The organism is Vulcanimicrobium alpinum (genome assembly GCF_027923555.1).
In the GTDB taxonomy this organism is placed as follows: domain Bacteria; phylum Vulcanimicrobiota; class Vulcanimicrobiia; order Vulcanimicrobiales; family Vulcanimicrobiaceae; genus Vulcanimicrobium; species Vulcanimicrobium alpinum.
The window spans coordinates 1,475,775-1,492,678 of sequence record NZ_AP025523.1 but is presented as its reverse complement, the minus strand read 5'-3'; the positions used below and the strand labels follow the sequence as shown (position 1 = coordinate 1,492,678).

The window sequence follows — 16,904 nt, the reverse complement described above, 5'->3', positions numbered from 1 at the left end:
GGCGGTCACGTCCCGCCGAGATCGGTCGTGTAGTCGCGCGCCGCCAGCCATGCGCGCGACTCGTCGTGCAGGCCGAGCAAATCGATCCGGCTGCAGGTCAGCTTGTGCAGCAGCACGTCCCAGAAGTGGCGGTCCTGCGCGTAGACGTCGTCGGGGATTTGGTTGTGCTTGCGGGTGAACTCGCGCAGCGCTTCCCAATCGCGCGAGGCAAGGACCGTGCGCAATTCGGAGTCGTATTCGGGGCTGGGTGCGGCGGGCTGCATCAGGCGGACTTCTTCTTCGCCGATCCTAGCGCAAACCGCTCGATCGCCAGCGCAACGCCGTCGCGATCGTTGGCCGCCGTCACGTGCGGAACCGCCTCGCGCACTTCGGGGAGCGCGTTGCCCATCGCGACGCCGATCTTCGCCCACCGCATCATCGGAACGTCGTTGCGCGAGTCGCCGATCGCCATCACGCTCTCGGCCGAGATCTGGAAGTCGGCGCACAGCCGTGCCAAGGCGGTTTTCTTGCTCGCCTCGCGGTTGAGCACGGCGACCTCGTGAAAATCGAACCACGACTCGTTGCGGAAGTTCAGCGGCAGATCGCCGAAGCGTTCGAGCATCCGGCGTACCGCCTCGTCGCCGAGAAAGCGGATGAAGGTCGGCGCCTCGGTCAGAATCTCGCGGAACGAGTCGGCGACGCGCCAGTTCGGACCCCGCATGTCGTCCATGTAGATCGGCGCGTGCGCGAGCCGGTAGAACATCTCCTCGACGTATACCGCGATCGCCAGCCGCTCGCTCTCGGCGTACTCGATCATCGCCTTGGCGTGTTCGAGCGGGACGGGGATGTGCACCAGCCTGCGGTTCGCGCCGAAGTCCTTCGTCAACGCGCCGTGGCAGCAGATGACGGGCAGGTTGAGACCGAGATCCTTCGAGATCGCGATCGGGGTGTCGACGCCGCGTCCGGTGACCAGAACGACCCGGATCCCGGCGGCCAGCGCGGCGCGGATCGCGGCGCGATTGCGCGGGCTGACCGACTCGTCGGGAGAGAGCAGCGTTCCGTCGAGGTCGAGGGCGATGAGATCGATTGGTGTGGGCATCCTTTTACAATCCGGCAACGCGGCGCGGAGCAGGTCCGACTCCGCGGGCGGCCTCCGAGCACAACAGCATACCCTAAGCATCGGCTGAGAAAAACGCAACGCCGACCCGTGCGGTTACGTTGACGGGGCATATGCGCACCTTCGTCGCGGTCGCGGCCCTCGTCGCCGCGAGCATCGCTCCGGCCCTCGCTCAGGGCGGAAAGTGCTCCCACGAGACGTTTCCGGTCGGCGGCCAGCCCGTCGCCGTGACCGTCTGCGCCGCCGCGCCTGAAGGGAAGAGCGTCGCGATCAGCGAGAGCTTCAAGGGCGCCTCGGCCTCGTTCAGCCACGCCGCCGCGATCGAGATCCTGCCCGGCGCGGCGGCCTCCCGCGCCGTCGACGACGTCGCGCTGGCCCCGCTGGGCCTGCAGTACACGCTGCATCTGACGCTGGCCTATCGCGACGGCGGCGTCGCGATCGAGCACGCCCTGCTGCTTCCGGGAGCCGTCCCGCTCAAATAAGCAAGGCGGCGGCGCAACCGTGCACGCGCCGCCCGGTTCCTGGGCACAGACATGAGGTGTCGACGCGGCTGATGGCCTGTACCAGCGTCGTCCCGGAGCTGGATGCTGCGGGACGCGGTCGTTACGTCAGCCAGAATCTTCCGCCCGGCCTCTTCCGGATCGCCGACGGCGCCGCCGACGGGGTTCCGTGGCGCATCACCCCCGAGCCGTTCCCGCTCGCGCCCAAGACGGTAGCGGCGATCGAGACGCTCGGTAACGACCTCCTCGCCTTCTATCGCGCGCTCAACGCGCTCTATCTGCGCAGCGCGCGCGGCTCGGCGCCGGCCTTTATCGCCGAGGAACTCGACCGCGGCAAGCCCGAGCAGATCGTCAAGCTCGCGCGGCAGAACCGCTTCAAGCAGGACGTTCCGCGGGTGATCCGGCCCGACCTGATTCTCACCGAAGACGGCTACATCGCCAGCGAACTCGACAGCGTCCCGGGCGGGATGGGCTTCGTCGGCGCGATGGCGCACACGTACTGCGCGATCGGGATCGAGAGCGCCGGCGGCGCCGACGGGATCGCGCAGCGGTTCGCCGAGATGGCCGCCTCGATCGCCGGCGTCGAAAAGCCGGCCGTCGCGGTCGTCGTCAGCGACGAGTCGGGTGACTACCGCAACGAACTGCGCTGGCTCGCGCGACGCATCGACGAACTCGAGCTCGCCGACGTGTTCGTCGTGACGCCGCAGGAGATCGCGTTCACCGAGGACGCGCTGTTCGTGCGGCGCGACGACGGCCGCGAGACGAAGATCGACGTCCTCTACCGCAACTTCGAGCTCTTCGATCTGCTCAACGTCCCCAAACAGGAGCTGATGCTCTACGCCGCGCGGCACAACCGCGTGAAGCTGACGCCGCCGCCGAAAGCGCACCTCGAAGAGAAGCTCTCCTTCGCGCTGTTCCATCACCCGCTGCTGCGCGCGTACTGGCGCGCCGAACTCGGCGCGCACGTCGACGAACGCCTGCTGGGGATCTTTCCGCGCACCTGGATCGTCGACGCGCGTCCGCTGCCGCCGCAGGCGGCGGTCATCGATCTCACGGCGTCGGGCGTGCCGGTCCACGACTGGTCGCAATTGGAAGAACTCGGCAAGAGCGAGCGCGACTACGTGCTCAAGCCGTCCGGGTACAGCGAACTGGCGTGGGGCTCGCGCGGCGTGAAGGTCGCGAACGACCTCACCAAACACGGCTGGCGCGAAGCGCTGCACGACGCCGCCGCGTCGTTCGAGAAGACGCCGTACATCCTGCAGCGTTTTCACAAAGGACGCCGCGTCCGCGTCCCGTATCTCGCGGCCTCCTCGAACGAGATCAAAGAGATGGACGGACGCGTCCGGCTCTGCCCGTATTACTTCGTCGTCGGCGACGAGACGAAGCTCGGCGGAATCCTCGCGACCGTCGCGCCGGCCGACAAGCGCGTGATCCATGGGATGAGCGACGCGATCATGGCTCCGTGCCGCGTCGCGGACGACGGCTTCTAGCGATGATCGACGAGCGCGCGGCGCGCGATGAACGAGCCGAGCATGCGATGAGGATGCGCAATCGCCGCCGCCTGCAGAGCTTCACGGCGGCCGGGCTGGTCGGCGCGGCGGTCTACTTCCTGGTGCCGACCTGGCTGCACGGTGCGACCCGCGTCGTCGCCGCGTACGACGCGGCCGCGACCGTGCTGCTCGCCTTCTTCTGGCTGCGCAGCCTGCACATGGACGCCGAACTGACGCGGCTGCGCGCGGCGAACGACGACCCCGGCCACAACGTCATCCTGCTGATCGTCCTGGCGTCGGTGGTTCTCGGACTCGTCTCGGCGATCGCGATCATCGGCCACGGACCGCACGTGCAAAACCAGACCGAAAAATGGGAAGCGTACATTCTCGGGATCCTCGCGATCGCGCTGGGTTGGTTCCTGGTGCACACCGTCTACACGTTCCGCTACGCGCACCTTTACTGGTTCGACGACGACGGCGACGGCACCGAATGCGGCGGGATCAACTTCCCCGGCACGACGCGGCCGAACGATTACGATTTCGCGTACTTTGCGTTCACGCTCGGCACGTCGTTCGCCGTCTCCGACCCGCAGGTCACGGAGACGCGCGTGCGCCGCGAGGTGATCGTGCACTCGGTGATCTCGTTCGCGTACAACTCGATCATCGTCGGGATGGTGATCAACCTGTTCGCCGGGATCTTCGCGGGCGGACCGGCGGATTCGGGGAGCGGCCGCTGACGCGGCGTTTACGTCAGCGCGTCGAGCAGCGCGTCGATGTCGCTCGCCGTGTTGTGGCCGTGCGGCGCCGCGCGAATTCCGCCCGGACGCGAGGTGACGCAGATTCCGGCGGCGGCGAGCCGCCGTCCGAGCGCGACCGCGTCCTCGCCGTCCCGGCGGAACGTCACGATCGCTGATTTCACCGCCTCGCGCGAACGGTCGCCGATCACCGTGTAACCGCGACGTCGCACGCCGTCGGCGAGCCGGTCGGTCAGCGCGACGACGTGCTCGGCAATCGACGCGATTCCGGCGCCGGCGAGCACGTCGATCGACGTCGCGAGCGAGAGCGCGCCGAGGAAGTTCGGCGTGCCCCCTTCGTAGCGCGAAGCGCCGGGCGCCGGCGGCTGGGCGTAGTCGAAAAAGTTCCACATATCGGCGACGGAACGCCAGCCCGGCAGCCGCAGCGCGATGCGGTCAAGCAGCGCGCCGCGCAGCCACAGCACGCTGACGCCCTGCAGCGCCATCAGCCATTTGGCGCCGCCCGCGTACACCGCGTCGACGCCGGTCGCGTTCACGTCGAGCGGAAATGCGCCGAGTCCCTGGATCGCGTCGACGAAGAACAGTGCGCCGCCCGCGTGCGCGACCTCGGCGAGGGCGGCGAGATCGTGGCGGTAGCCGTCGTCGAACGTCACCCACGAGACGGCGACCGCTTTGGTACGCGGGCCGAGCGCGCGTCGCAGCACGTCGGGCGTCATCCGCTCGCGCGGTGCGTCGAGCAGCGTGACCCGCACGCCGCGCTCGCGCAGCGCCAGCCAGGGATACGCGTTCGAGCCGAACTCGTTTGCGCCGGTGATCACCTCGTCGCCCGGTGCGAGGTCGAGGCCTTGCGCGAGGATCGTCGCGCCGTCGCCGGTGTTGCGCAGCAGGGCGATCTCGTCGCCGCGGCCGCCGATGAACTCGGCGATGCGGCGGCGATACGACGGAACGGCCTGCTCGCGCGGCCACGTGCCAAGCACGCCGCGCGCCGCGTGATCGTCGATCATCGCGTGCAGCGCGTCGCGCGTGGCGACCGGCAAAATACCGACCGCGGCGTGGTTGAGGTAGACGAGTCCCGGAGCGAGCGCGAACGCCCCGCGCGGGATCACGACAACGGGTTGGCGTTCACGTAGATGTTCGCGCGCGTGCGCGCCGGGTTCACGCGCAATTTCGCGCCGGCGACCTTCGTCACGAAGAAATCGAGCGGGACGAACATCTCGCCCTGACGCAGAAACGGCGCCCCGCGCATCGTCACCGCCTCTTCGCCGAGCTGCGCCGTCCGGCTGCCGCGCGTGAAGCGAACGGTCTTGCCGTTGAGCGTCACCTCGACGGAGGGCCCGTGATAGGTCAGCAGGCCGTCGAACGACTTCACCAGATCGAGGAGATCGCCGTAGACGACGCCGCCGTGCGTGACCGCGCTCCCACCCTGGCGGTCGATCGGGCGGCCGTCGAGGGTGAGCCGCACCGGCCCGTCGGCCGCGAGGGCCGGGGCGGCGATCGCGAGAGCGAGGAGCAGGCCGGCGAGCAATCGCATCATGCGTAGATATCCTTTGTGTGCCAGGCGATGTTTTGCGCCCGGTCGCCGACCCGTTCGATGATCGAAACGACGAAGAGCAAGAGGGTGCCTGCCGGTACCGTACCCGGATCTTGCTGCATCTCCGTCTGGAGGGCCGAGAGGCTCGAGTGGTAGAGTTCGTCGACGGTATCGTCCCGCTCGATCACAGCGTCGGCCAGCTTCTCGTCGCCCTCGCGATAGGCGCGCATCACGTCGACGAGCATCTCGTACGCGACGCTGGCGATCCGGCCGATCTCGACGCTCGCAGGCCGGACCGCGACGTCGGCGAGCTTGATCGCGTTCTTCGCGATGTCGACCGCGTAGTCGCCGATCCGTTCGAGGTCGGTGACGATCTGCAGCATCCCCGCGATCGAACGCAGTTCGCCCGCTACCGGCTGCTGCTTCCAGATCATCTCGATGCAGGTCGCCTCGACCCGGCGCCGCATCTCGTCGACTTCGTCGTCGCCGGCGACGACGCGGCCGGCCAGCACGACGTCGCGCCGCTCGAGCGCCTGCGTCGCGGTGCGGATCGCGTCGGAGACGAGGGCACCGAGGCGGACGACGTCGAGGCGCGAGTTCTCGAGAGCCTCGTGGTAAGCGGCACGCATGTCTCATCCACCATAGCAGAGGGAAGGGCGTCACCGAAACCCCGACGTAGCGCATGTCGATGATGGCGATGGTGCTGCAGACGATCACCGTCGAGCGAGACGGTCCGATCGCGACGATCACTCTCAACCGACCGAACGTCTTAAACGCCCTTAACCTTGCGATGCTCGATGAGCTCGGCCAGGCGCTCGCGACCCTGGACGCCGACGACGCCTTGCGCGCGGTGATCCTCACCGGTGCGGGTCCCAAGGCGTTCGCAGCCGGCGCCGACATCGCGGAACTGAACGCGCTTCCCGACGCGCGGGCGGGCGAGGAGCAGGCGCGGCGCGGCCAGGCGCTGACCGTCGCGATCGAGCGGCTGCGCGTCCCCGTGATCGCCGCCGTCAACGGTTTCGCGCTGGGCGGCGGCTGCGAGATGGCGATGGCCTGCGATATCCGCATCGCCTCGGAGAACGCGAAGTTCGGCCAGCCCGAGGTGAACCTCGGGATCGTCCCCGGCTACGGCGGGACGCAGCGCACGACCCGGCTCCTGGGCGAAGGGTGGGCGATGTACCTGTGCTTGACGGGCGAGATGATCGACGCCCAGGAAGCGCTCCGCATCGGTCTGGTGCAGAGGGTCCTCCCCGCCGACGCGCTGCTCGGCGAAGCCCGCCGCATCGCCGAGCTCATCGCCGCGAAGGCGCCGCTCGCGATCACCGCGACGAAGCGCGCGATCGTCGACGGCGCGGCGCTGACGCTCGCCGACGGGCTCGCGCTCGAAGCGCTGCGTTTCGGCTACGCGGTGAGCACCGAAGATTTTCGCGAGGGTTCGCGCGCGTTTCTCGACAAACGCAAGCCCGCGTTTCGCGGGCGTTAGCGCAGCCCGACGCGGCCGGCGTAACGCGCGACCGCGTCGGTCATCGCCTGCTCGATGTTCGGGTTCTCGCCGATCCAGCGCGCGACGATCGTGCCGTGCGGATCGACGGCGACCAGCGTCGGAAACCCGTCGACGGCGAAGGCGTGCGCGACGGTCTCATCGGGGTCCAGCGCGACGTCGCGCATCGCGAAGGTCCGGGCGAAACCGCGCGCCAGCGCATCGGGCTCGCCGACGTCGACGGATTCGACGACCACGGCGGGGTGATCGCGCTTGAATCGCTGCACCAGCGGGATCGATGCCCGGCACGGCTGGCACCACGTCGCGAAGAACTCCAGGAACACGAGCTTCCCGCGCGTGCGGTCGAGGTCGAATCGCGGACCGGCCAGCGTCGCCAGCGAGACCGGCGGCGCCGCGGCCGGGGCATGGTGGAGGCGCGGGAAGACGAAGAATCGGGCGGCCGCGTACGCGAGCACCAAGACGGCCGCGACGTCGAGTGCGCGCGCTCCCCAGCGGCGCGTGAAAGCCGGCACCCTCTAGGCTTCGCCTCGCAGGGAAAGCGCTACCTTCGGAGCATCCCAGCAACCGATGCCCACCGTCCGCGCGGCCTCCGTGACGATCGACGCTCGCACCTTGCCCGCGCACAACCGCAGCGCGCGCATCTTCGACACGTTCGACAAGCTCCCGGTCGGAGGGATCCTTGAGCTGCTCGAAGAGAGCGATCCCCGCTCGCTGCGCAACGAGTTCCAGCAGTACCGGCCGGGCCACTTCGCGTGGGACGCGCGCAACCTCGGGAGCGGACGCTGGACGATCCGGCTCGAGCGCGTCGACGAGCGCGCCGACACCGCGACGTTTCTCACCCATTGCCCGCCCTTCGCCAACGCGAAGCAGTCGACGATCAACGAACTCGCCGCCGTCGCGACGGAACGCGCGTACCGCACCGGCGAGACGATCTTCGATGAAGGCGAGATGTGGCCGTATCTCGGCTTCGTGCGGGGCGGCAAGGTCGTGTACACGCTGCTCTCGCCCGACGGCAAGACGCACGCGCTCGGCGAACGGCTGACCCAAGATCCGCTCAACGAGTCGGGGACGTTCGACGGCGGCGGCGCGACGACGCGCGCCGAGGCGCTGACGGACTGCACCTTGGTGCTGGTGCCCACCGAAGCGATCCTGCATGCCGTCCGCAACGACAGCGAGCTCGCGCTCGGATTTCTCGCCGCATCGTCGCAGGCGCGGCGCCGCTCGATCGACACGATCGCCGATCTGGCGTTCGCGCACGTCCTGCAGCGCGTCGCGAAGTTCCTGATGTCGTACGCGCCCGCGACGGTCGGGATGGCGCCCGGTCTGCCCGGCGTGGAAAACCTCTCGCAAGCCCAGATCGCCGCGGCCGCCGGCACCGTGCGCGACATGGCGGCGCGCGCCTTAATCCGCCTGAAAAATGCCGCGGCGGTGGAACTCGATCGCGGCCGCGTCCGCTCGATCGACCGTGCGCGCCTCGAAGCGTTCGCGCACGGCGTCCAAGCCCCGCCGGTGTAACCTGCGTCGCTGAATCCCTCGTCACGCCGTCTCAGTCGACGGGGGTGAGATCTCGTCGGCGCGGGCGAGTTGCGGGAAGAGGCGCGTCCACAGCACGACGACTACGATCGTTGCGATGCCGCCCGCGATGACGGCGGCGACCGGTCCGGCGAACGCGGCGAGCGTGCCGGATTCGAACTCGCCGAGTTCGTTGCTCGCGACGATGAAGACGCCTTCGATCGCGGTGACGCGTCCGCGCAGTTCGTCCGGCGTGCCGAGCGCGACGAGCGCATCGCGGATGCGCATGCTGACCATATCGGATGCCCCCAGGATCGCCAGCGCGAGCGCCGAGAGCCACAGCGAGCGCGAGACGCCGAACAGCACCGTCGCGCCGCCGAAGATCGCGACGCTCCACAAGAGCCGCGGCCCGACGTGCCGCGCGATCGGCCGCCGCGCGAGCAGCGCCGCGCAGATCGTCCCGCCGACCGAGACCGCGGAGCGCAGCACGCCGTAGCCGAACGGTCCGACGCGCAGAATGCTCGCCGCATAGACCGGCAGCAGTGCCGTCGCTCCCCCGAAAAACACCGCGAACAGATCGAGCGTTATCGCGCCGCCGATCACCGGCCGCGCACGCAGGAAGCGAAATCCCTCGAGCGCGTCGCGCAGCGTCGGGAGATCGTTGCGCGCGGGCCGCTTCAGCAGCGGGATCGTCGCGATCGCCGCCGCGACCAGCAGCGCCAGCACCGCAACGGTGCCGTACGCGATCGCCGCGCCGGCGGCGACGAGTGCGCCGCCGAGCGCGGGGCCGCCGATGCGCACCAGCGAGAACAGCGCCGAACTCGCCGCGCTCGCGCACAGGTAGAGTTCCGGCGGGACGATCGACGGCACAAGCGCGCTCTGCGCCGGAAACGCGAACGCGCGCGCGATCCCGGCGAGCGTGAGGATCCCGAGATCGGCGGCCAGCACGGCGTTCGTGTGGCCGCCGGCGAGTGGGATCAACGCAAGCGAGATCGCAACCTCGACCAGCGCCGCGGCCGCGACGATCGCGCGGCGGTCGAAGCGGTCGCCGGCGACGCCCGCCGCCGGCGCGAGCAGCAGGGTCGGGACGAACACCACCAGGCCCGCGAGCCCCAAATCGAAGGGGCGGTGCGCGACCTGATAGATCTGCCAGGCGATCGCGACGCTTTGAATCTGTTCGGCCACGCCGAGCGCCGCGAACGCGGCGAGGTAGCGCGGCCAGCCCGGACTCAGACCGATTCGAGCTGCGCCGTCTCGGAGTGCTGCTGGGCGTCGAAGGCCGCCCGTTTCGATTTCGCCGCCGCGTCGGCGAGCGTCGCTTGTGCGGGCGGCTGCGCCGGCCCGGCCTTGGCGGCGGCGAGCGCGTCGATCCCCTTCTTCACGGAACCGAGTGCGCCGCTCAACCGCACGTCGAGATCGGTGAGCACGGCCGCGGCGTAGGCATCGGCGCCTTCACGCACCCGCGCGGCTTTCTGTTCGGCTTCGCGCAGCACGATCTCGGCGGTCGCGCGGGCGCGCTGCACGAGCTCGTGATCGTCGAGGAGCTGCGACTGCGCGGCCGACGCTTCGACCACGATCGCCTGCGCCTTCTCCTGCGCTTCGCGCACGAGCCGGTCGCCGTTCTTCGCGATCGTTCGCGCGCGGCCGACCTCCTCGGGGAGCGAGGCGCGCAGTTTCTCGATGAGTTCGAGGATGCGTTCTTCGCTGACGATCCGGTAGCCCAAGGGCAGCACGGTGCCGGCTTTGACGGACGCTTCGAGCTTGTCGATCACGCGATACACGGACATGCTTGATCTCCTACGAACGGGGAGCAGGGCGTTTCGAGAGCATCACCTCGAGCACGGACGGCGGAACGTATTCCCTCACGTCGGCCCCGAGATTGTAGACTTCCTTGACCAGCGTCGAACTGACGAACGACCAGCGCGGATCGCTCGGCAGAAAGACGGTATCCACACCCGAAAGGGAACGATTCATCAGCGCCGTCGACATCTCGCTCTCGAAGTCGGAGACGACGCGCAGGCCCTTCACGATCACGGTCGCGTTGCGCGCGCGCACGAAATCGGCGAGCAGTCCGCGGAAGTGATCGACCTCGACATTGCGCAGGTGCGCGACCGACTTGCGAATCATCGCCTCGCGCTCGTCGAGCGAGAAGAGCGGCTCGCGCTTCTGCGGGTTGACCACGACCGCGACCAGGACGCAGTCGAAGATTTCGGCCGCGCGTTCGATGACGTCGAGGTGGCCGCGCGTGAGCGGATCGAACGAGCCGGGGTAGATCGCGGAGTGACCGCTTGCCGGATTCCCGTTCAAGCCGTCTCCGCCGCCCGCGGACGAAGAAATGCGAGCGCCACCTCGCCGTAGCGCTCGCTGCGTTCGAGCTGCATCTGCGGATCGTCGGGCGCGCCCGTGCGCGACGAGTGCTCGTAGACGACGGTGGTGTGCGGATCGATCAGGTCCCGTTCGCGCAGCGCGGTGAACGCGGCCTGCGGATAGGGCTGGACGTATGGCGGGTCGGCGAAGACGACGTCGTACCGCGCGTCCAGTACGCGCGCGGCGCGTTCGGCCGGGGCGGCGACCACGGCGACGCGATCGTCGACGCCGAGCGCGCGGGCTGCGCCGCGCAGCGCCTCCGCGGTCGGCCGGTGCCGTTCGACGAACGTCACGTGGGCTGCGCCGCGCGAGAGCGATTCGAATCCGAGCGCGCCGCTGCCGGCGAACAGATCGAGGACGCGCGCGTCGCGCAGTCGCGAGCCGAGGATCGAAAACAGCGCTTCCTTGACTTTGGAAGGCGTCGGTCGCACCGCGCGGCCCGAAGGCGTCGGCACCCGCCTGCTGCGGAGCGTCCCCCCGGTGATCGTCAGCGTTCCCATACGAGTTATGGGGCGATGGTGTTCTCGGCCGCGTCCTCGAGCTCCCGCAACGCCGCGATGCGCAGCGTCGGCGGGGGCACGTCGCCCGGGTACGGATGTCCTTCCCAATCGAACCACACCGCGCGCAGACCCGCACCGAGCGCACCGGCGACGTCGGTGCGCGGGTTGTCGCCGACGTACCACACGGCATCGCGCGGCACGCCGAGCGCACCGACGAGCGCTTCGAACGCCGCAGCAGCGGGCTTCGAGGCGCCGACGACGTCGCTGACCAGGATCGGCAGCGCATCGTCGAATCCCGGCAGCGCGCGCGCGATCTTGCGCTGCTGCAGCGGCGTCCAGCCATTGGTGAGGATCGCGACCGGGATGCCCCGGTCCACCAGCGACGCGAGCAGGTCGTGCGCGCCGTCGACCGGGCGCACCAGACGGTCGACGAGCGCGATGCAGATCGCCTTCCAGCGTTCGCCGTCGAGCGCGTCCGGCGGCGCGCCGATCGCGGCGGCGAAGCGCGCGAGCATCTCCGCGCGCGCGATCCTTCCGTTGCGAAACTCCGTCAGCAGCGCGTCGAGGCGCGCGATCCACTCGGGGTCCCGCTGCACGTCGAGCGGACGGCCGAGCTCGGCGGCGTACTCGACCAGGCCGGTCCGTTCCAGCCCGTTGTCGACGCCGAGCGTGTGATCGAAATCGAAGCCGAATGCGACGCTCACGCCGTCACCAACATCGCGCGCGAGATGGTGTTTGCGTCGACCAGCGCACGCAGGCCGGCGTGTTCGGGATCGCGCAGGTCGGGATCGGCCGAGACGATCGCGTCGGCGGCGTCCTTCGCCTGCATGTAGAGCGCGAAATCGTCGACGATGTCGCCGATCGTCCCCGCGTCGCCAGCCTGCGCGGTGCCGGCGAGTTCGCCGGCGCGCCGCAGGGCGAGATCGGCTTCCGCGATCGCGAAGCCGTCGCTCGTCTGCTCGAGCACGTGCAGGCGCTCGACTTCGCCGGCATCGTCGGGCGCGACCAGGATGCAGAACGACTCCGCGACGCCGCGGCCGACGCGGCCGCGCAATTGGTGGAGCTGCGCGAGGCCGTAGCGGTTGGCGTCGAGGACGACCATCACCGAGGCGTTGGGGACGTCGACGCCGACCTCCACCACCGTCGTCGCGACGAGGACGTCGGTTTCGTGCCGTGTGAAGCGGTCCATCGCGGCATCCTTCTCGCGGGCCGGCATCTTCCCGTGCAGCACGTCGACGCGCAGGTCGGGGAAGACCTTCGTGCGCAGCCGCTCGGCTTCGGCGAGCGCACCGGTAAGCGCCGTCTCGCTGGCGTCGATCGCCGGAGCGACGACATACGCTTGGCGCCCGCGTTCGACGTTCTTGCGCACGAAGGCGTAGACGTCGCGCGTGCGGCTCGCGCGGATGACGAAGGTGCGGATCGGCGTGCGCCCGGGAGGCAGTTCGTCGATGATCGCGACGTCCATGTCGGCGAACTTCGTCTGCGCGAGCGTGCGCGGAATCGGCGTAGCGGTCATCGCCAGCGTGTGCGGTGCGCCGCCCATTCCGCGCACGGAACTCTTCGCGCGCAGCGCGGCGCGCTGGCGCACGCCGAAGCGGTGCTGCTCGTCGATCACGACGAGCCCCAGATCGGCGAAGGTGACGCTCTCGGTGAGCAGCGCGTGCGTCCCCACCGCGAGCGCCGCTTCGCCCGACGCAATCCGGTCCTCGGCACGCCGGCGATCCCGCGCGCCCATCGAGCCGAAGACCGCCTCGACCGCAATTCCGAACGGAAGCAGCAGCGGCGCAAGCTTCGCCGCGTGCTGCGCGGCCAAAATCTCGGTGGGCGCCATGAGCGCCGACTGCGCACCGCCGCGGTGCGCCAGCACGATCGCAGCCGCCGCAACGAGCGTCTTGCCGCTGCCGACGTCGCCCTGCAGCAGGCGGTTCATCGGCGCGGTCCGCCCCATGTCGGCCCAAATGCGCGCGATCACGCGGCGCTGCGCTCCGGTCGGTGCGAACGGCAGCTGCGCGGTGAACGCGTCCCAAAAGCCGCCGGGCGTTTCCAGAACCCGGGCGCCGCCTTCGCTCTCGCGGCGCGCGCGCTTGAGCGCGGCGGCGAGCGCGATCGCGAAGAACTCGTCGAACACGATCCGTTCGCGCGCCCGCGCGACGGCCGGCAGGTCGCGCGGCGCGTGCACGTCGCGCCAGGCCTGCGCGAGCGCCGGAAAGTCGAACCGCCGAACCAGCGAAGGCGGGAGCGCGTCCGGATGCTGCGCGATCAGTCGCTCGAGATTCTTTGCGATCAGCGTGCGGATCTGGCGCGACGGCAGTTCCTTGGTGGCGCCGTAGACCGGAACGATCTCGCCTTCGTAGCGTTCGCCCGGGCGCAGGGTCTTGTGCGAGGCGACGTTGATCTCGGGGAGCAGCCCGCTGCGCGCGACGCGCCCCGCGACGAACAGCCGGTCGCCGGGCGTGATTTTCCCAAAGAGGTGACGGCGGCCGAACCACTTCGCTTGCACGACGCCGGTCTCGTCGGCGAGATCGGCGGTGACGAGCGGAAAGCGTCCTTGACGCTCTTTCACGCGCGCAACCTCGCCGACGACGATCGCTTCGCCTTCTTCGAGGCGCGCGATCGGGACCGGTTCGCGCCAGTCGCGATAGGCGCGCGGGATGTGCGCGAGCAGGGCGTCGGGCGTGTCGACGCCGAGTTCGGCGAGTTTCGCCGCCGTCTCGGGACCGATACCCGTCAGCGAGCTCAGGGCGTGGCGTTCGCGCGCCGCGATAGCTCCGCTCCTACGTCATCGAGAGGGACGCCGCGCTCGGCGAGCAGCACTAGTGTGTGATAGAGCAAATCCGCCGTCTCCCACACCAGTTCGCCGCGATCGTCGTTCTTGGCGGCGATCACGACCTCGGTCGCCTCTTCGCCGATCTTCTTCCCGATGCGGTCGACGCCGCCGGCGAACAGCTTCGCCGTATACGAACCCTCGGGCGGGTGCGCTTTGCGGTGCGCGATCGTCCGCGCGAGCGCGCCGATCGCGCCGGCGAACGCGCTCCCCGCGGGCGCCTCGGCCCCGCCTGCGAGGGCGACGGTGGTTGCGAAGCACGACAGCGCGCCGGTGTGGCACGCCGGCCCGCTCGGGACGACGCGATAGAGCAGCGCGTCGCCGTCGCAGTCGAGCGAGATCGAGACGACCTGCTGGGTGTTCCCCGAGGTCGCCCCTTTGTTCCAGAGTTCGCGGCGCGAGCGGCTCCACAGCCACGTCGATCCGGTGGCCTGCGTCCGCGCCAGCGCCTCGGCATCGGCGTATGCGAGCGTGAGCACCGCGCCCGATGTCGCGTCGGCGATCACCACCGGGACGAGACCGTCCGCGTCCCAGCGCACCGACGACGCCTCGATCATACGGCGACCGGATCGCGGCGGACGACGACGCCGTCGCCGGCGAGCGCGTCTTTGAGATCGTGGATCGCGAGCTCCCCGTAGTGAAAGAGCGACGCGGCGAGCGCAGCGTCGGCCTCGGCATCACGGAAAACGGCGGTGAAATCGGCGATCTTCCCCGCGCCGCCCGACGCGATCAGCGGGAGATCGCATGCATCGCGGATCGCGCGCGTGAGCGCGAGATCGTAGCCGTCGCGCGTCCCGTCCCGGTTGATCGAGGTGACCAGCAGTTCGCCCGCGCCGCGTTCTTCGAGTTCACGCGCCCATGCGACCGCGTCGCGCCCGGTCGGCGTACGGCCGCCGTCGACGACGACTTCGAAACCGGAACCCGCCGCACCGGAGCGCCGCGCATCGATCGCGACGACGATGCACTGCGCGCCGAAGCGCAGCGACGCTCGGCGCACGAGCTCGGGATCGCGCACGGCGGCGGAGTTGATGCTCACTTTGTCGCAGCCTGCGCGCAGCAGGTCGTTGACGTCCTCGACGCCGCGCACCCCGCCGCCGACGGCGAAGGGGATCGTCAGTTCGCGGGCGACGGAACGGACGACGGCGAGCGTCGCGCGGCGCCCTTCGACGGTCGCGGTGATGTCGAGGAACACCAGTTCGTCGGCGCCTTCTTCCTCGTAACGGCGCGCAAGCTCGACCGGATCGCCGGCATCCGCGAGTTCGACGAAGCGCACGCCCTTGACGACGCGGCCGTCTTTGATGTCCAGGCAGGGGATGATGCGACGAGCCAGCACGACTCAGCTCCCTTCGCCGCGTGGGCGTCGCCTTCTTGGAACGCGCTCTACGCCGGCTCGTCGTCGGCCGCTACCGGACCGAACGGTACCGCCGCGACGTCGTGCTTCACCACGCGCAGCGCGACGATCGCCATGTCGTCTTTGGCGCCGCCGCTGAAATCGTCCGCCGATGCGATCAGGACGTCGCAGAGCGACTGCGGCTCGGCCGGGCCGTCGCGCAGCAGCGTCACGATGCGGTCGTCGCCCAGCAGTTCCCCGCGCCCGTCGCGCGCCTCGCTCAGGCCGTCGGTGGCGATCAGCACGATGTCCCCGATCGCCAGCGGAACGGTCTCCGTCTGATACTGCTGCTCGGCGTCGATCCCGATGATCGGCCCCGTCGGCGGCAGCCGTTCGACCAGCGAGCCGCGGCGGACGTAAGCGGTGCCGTGACCGGCGCTGGCGTAGCGCAGCGTCTGGTTCCCGCCGTCGAACGCGCCGAGAAAGAGGACGATGAACGCCGACGGGTCGTCGATCGTCGACACGTAGAGGCGATTGAACCGGGCGACGACGTCGGCCGGATCGACCGCCTCCGCGGCGAGCGCGCGGATCGCGTACTGCACGAACGCCGCATGGCGCGCCGCTTCGATCCCCTTGCCGCTGGCATCGGCGATCAGAAACCAGCCGCGATCCGGTCCGCTCCGCCAGGAGTCGATGACGTCGCCGCCGACCAGCGCCTCGCTCGTCGCCGACGCGTACGCAAACCCCATCTGCGCTCTGGGCAGACCGACGCCGCTCACGCGCAAGGTCCGCTGAAGCGCGTCGACGAGCGTTTGTTCGCGCGCGAGCTTCGTCATCACGGTGGCGCGGCCGATCGCATACCACAGAGCGAGGATCGCGAAGAGCGTGACGATCCCCGCGCTGATCGCAACGGTCGCGTTGATCCGGCGCCTCAGCGTCTGCTCGACGCCGTCGCTCTGCACGCTCAGGGCGGCGCGCACGGCGCGCGCGTCGCTGCTCATCAGATCGGTCAGCACCTTGCCGCGCGACTGCTGCACGTACGCGTCGCGCGAACCCGGATCGTGCATGAGCGGGAGCGCGACCTCGTGCTCCCATTGACCGTGCAGGGTGAGGATGTCGTCGACGGCGCCCGCGATCGTATCGAGTCCCTCGACGCGCAGACGGTCGCGCAGGCTGACCGCCAGCCGGTCGAACGCTCCGTCGGGGGCCCGGTCGGTGTCGAGGAACGTCGGGTCGCGCGTCGCGACGTAGCCGCGCAACGCCGTCTCTTCGCCCAGCTGCGTCTGCAGCAGCGAATCGAGATCGGCCCGGAAATTCGCCAACCGCACCTGCGCGGTCGAGGCGGCGTCGAGCTGACGCAGCCCGATCAACGGTCCTGCGATGGCGGTCGCGAGGAACGCCAGGACGAGCAGAATGATTGGAGGCGACGCCCAGAATCGAACTGGGGGTGGAGCTTTTGCAGAGCTCTGCCTTACCACTTGGCTACGTCGCCGGTCGC

Annotated in this window: 20 protein-coding genes and 1 tRNA gene; 5 read left to right on the top strand and 16 right to left on the bottom strand. The window is 69.7% G+C overall.

Annotated features, from left to right (window positions below; all coding sequences use genetic code 11):
- Positions 1-5: 5 nt before the first annotated feature.
- Positions 6-263, bottom strand: coding sequence for a hypothetical protein (locus WPS_RS07575; protein WP_317997214.1), 258 nt, complete (start codon positions 261-263; stop codon positions 6-8).
- Positions 263-1,078, bottom strand: a complete 816-nt coding sequence (locus tag WPS_RS07570) for a Cof-type HAD-IIB family hydrolase (RefSeq protein WP_317997213.1) — start codon at positions 1,076-1,078, stop codon at positions 263-265. The genes WPS_RS07575 and WPS_RS07570 overlap by 1 nt, the downstream gene beginning before the upstream one ends.
- 131 nt (positions 1,079-1,209) lie before the next feature.
- Between WPS_RS07570 and WPS_RS07565 the strand changes: the two genes are divergently transcribed.
- The 3 genes from WPS_RS07565 (at position 1,210) to WPS_RS07555 (ending at position 3,823) form a co-directional block, all read left to right on the top strand.
- Complete coding sequence (locus WPS_RS07565) at positions 1,210-1,578, top strand: hypothetical protein (RefSeq protein ID WP_317997212.1); 369 nt, start codon at positions 1,210-1,212, stop codon at positions 1,576-1,578.
- A 71-nt stretch (positions 1,579-1,649) separates the two neighbouring features.
- On the top strand, positions 1,650-3,086 hold the full coding sequence (locus WPS_RS07560; RefSeq protein ID WP_317997211.1) for a hypothetical protein: 1,437 nt from the start codon (positions 1,650-1,652) through the stop codon (positions 3,084-3,086).
- A gap of 47 nt (positions 3,087-3,133) precedes the next feature.
- Entirely contained in the window at positions 3,134-3,823 is a 690-nt protein-coding gene (locus tag WPS_RS07555) for a DUF1345 domain-containing protein (protein WP_317997210.1), read from the top strand.
- Positions 3,824-3,831: 8 nt separating this feature from the next.
- On the opposite strand, the gene WPS_RS07550 is transcribed toward WPS_RS07555, so the two are convergent.
- The 3 genes from WPS_RS07550 to phoU are packed head-to-tail and all read right to left on the bottom strand — an operon-like array spanning position 3,832 to position 6,001.
- Positions 3,832-4,947 carry an aminotransferase class V-fold PLP-dependent enzyme gene (locus WPS_RS07550; RefSeq protein ID WP_317997209.1) on the bottom strand — a complete coding sequence of 372 codons (1,116 nt, stop codon included), beginning with the start codon at positions 4,945-4,947 and terminating at the stop codon, positions 3,832-3,834.
- Positions 4,944-5,375, bottom strand: a complete 432-nt coding sequence (locus tag WPS_RS07545) for a stalk domain-containing protein (protein ID WP_317997208.1) — start codon at positions 5,373-5,375, stop codon at positions 4,944-4,946. The genes WPS_RS07550 and WPS_RS07545 overlap by 4 nt, the downstream gene beginning before the upstream one ends.
- The gene (phoU, locus tag WPS_RS07540) at positions 5,372-6,001 is read right to left on the bottom strand and encodes a phosphate signaling complex protein PhoU (RefSeq protein WP_317997207.1); all 630 of its coding nucleotides are present in this window, start codon (positions 5,999-6,001) and stop codon (positions 5,372-5,374) included. Before phoU ends, WPS_RS07545 begins: the two co-directional genes overlap by 4 nt.
- A 53-nt stretch (positions 6,002-6,054) precedes the next feature.
- Between phoU and WPS_RS07535 the strand changes: the two genes are divergently transcribed.
- Positions 6,055-6,855 (top strand): enoyl-CoA hydratase/isomerase family protein, encoded by an 801-nt coding sequence (locus WPS_RS07535; RefSeq protein WP_317997206.1) that lies wholly within the window; start codon positions 6,055-6,057, stop codon positions 6,853-6,855.
- On the opposite strand, the gene WPS_RS07530 is transcribed toward WPS_RS07535, so the two are convergent.
- Positions 6,852-7,385, bottom strand: coding sequence for a TlpA family protein disulfide reductase (locus WPS_RS07530; RefSeq protein ID WP_317997205.1), 534 nt, complete (start codon positions 7,383-7,385; stop codon positions 6,852-6,854). The genes WPS_RS07535 and WPS_RS07530 overlap by 4 nt on opposite strands.
- Positions 7,386-7,440: 55 nt before the next feature.
- On the opposite strand from WPS_RS07530, the gene WPS_RS07525 reads away from it, so the two are divergent.
- On the top strand, positions 7,441-8,388 hold the full coding sequence (locus WPS_RS07525) for a DUF2249 domain-containing protein (protein WP_317997204.1): 948 nt from the start codon (positions 7,441-7,443) through the stop codon (positions 8,386-8,388).
- Positions 8,389-8,409: 21 nt separating this feature from the next.
- Here the strand turns inward: WPS_RS07525 and WPS_RS07520 are convergent, their stop codons facing one another.
- The 10 genes from WPS_RS07520 to WPS_RS07475 form a co-directional block, all read right to left on the bottom strand.
- Positions 8,410-9,618, bottom strand: coding sequence for an MFS transporter (locus WPS_RS07520; RefSeq protein ID WP_317997515.1), 1,209 nt, complete (start codon positions 9,616-9,618; stop codon positions 8,410-8,412).
- Positions 9,615-10,172, bottom strand: a complete 558-nt coding sequence (locus WPS_RS07515) for a hypothetical protein (protein WP_317997203.1) — start codon at positions 10,170-10,172, stop codon at positions 9,615-9,617. Before WPS_RS07515 ends, WPS_RS07520 begins: the two co-directional genes overlap by 4 nt.
- Positions 10,173-10,182: 10 nt before the next feature.
- Entirely contained in the window at positions 10,183-10,692 is a 510-nt protein-coding gene (gene coaD, locus WPS_RS07510; protein WP_317997202.1) for a pantetheine-phosphate adenylyltransferase, read from the bottom strand.
- Entirely contained in the window at positions 10,689-11,252 is a 564-nt protein-coding gene (gene rsmD, locus WPS_RS07505) for a 16S rRNA (guanine(966)-N(2))-methyltransferase RsmD (RefSeq protein ID WP_317997201.1), read from the bottom strand. Before rsmD ends, coaD begins: the two co-directional genes overlap by 4 nt.
- Before the next feature lie 5 nt (positions 11,253-11,257).
- Positions 11,258-11,956 carry an HAD family hydrolase gene (locus WPS_RS07500; protein ID WP_317997200.1) on the bottom strand — a complete coding sequence of 233 codons (699 nt, stop codon included), beginning with the start codon at positions 11,954-11,956 and terminating at the stop codon, positions 11,258-11,260.
- Complete coding sequence (recG, locus tag WPS_RS07495; protein WP_317997514.1) at positions 11,953-13,974, bottom strand: ATP-dependent DNA helicase RecG; 2,022 nt, start codon at positions 13,972-13,974, stop codon at positions 11,953-11,955. The genes WPS_RS07500 and recG overlap by 4 nt, the downstream gene beginning before the upstream one ends.
- A 14-nt stretch (positions 13,975-13,988) precedes the next feature.
- Positions 13,989-14,633, bottom strand: coding sequence for a bifunctional phosphoribosyl-AMP cyclohydrolase/phosphoribosyl-ATP diphosphatase HisIE (hisIE, locus tag WPS_RS07490; protein ID WP_317997199.1), 645 nt, complete (start codon positions 14,631-14,633; stop codon positions 13,989-13,991).
- On the bottom strand, positions 14,630-15,409 hold the full coding sequence (gene hisF / locus WPS_RS07485; RefSeq protein ID WP_317997198.1) for an imidazole glycerol phosphate synthase subunit HisF: 780 nt from the start codon (positions 15,407-15,409) through the stop codon (positions 14,630-14,632). The genes hisIE and hisF overlap by 4 nt, the downstream gene beginning before the upstream one ends.
- Positions 15,410-15,456: 47 nt before the next feature.
- The gene (locus WPS_RS07480) at positions 15,457-16,776 is read right to left on the bottom strand and encodes a PP2C family protein-serine/threonine phosphatase (protein WP_317997197.1); all 1,320 of its coding nucleotides are present in this window, start codon (positions 16,774-16,776) and stop codon (positions 15,457-15,459) included.
- Between the two features lie 48 nt (positions 16,777-16,824).
- Positions 16,825-16,898: transfer RNA gene (locus WPS_RS07475), tRNA-Cys, on the bottom strand.
- Between the last annotated feature and the right edge of the window lie 6 nt (positions 16,899-16,904).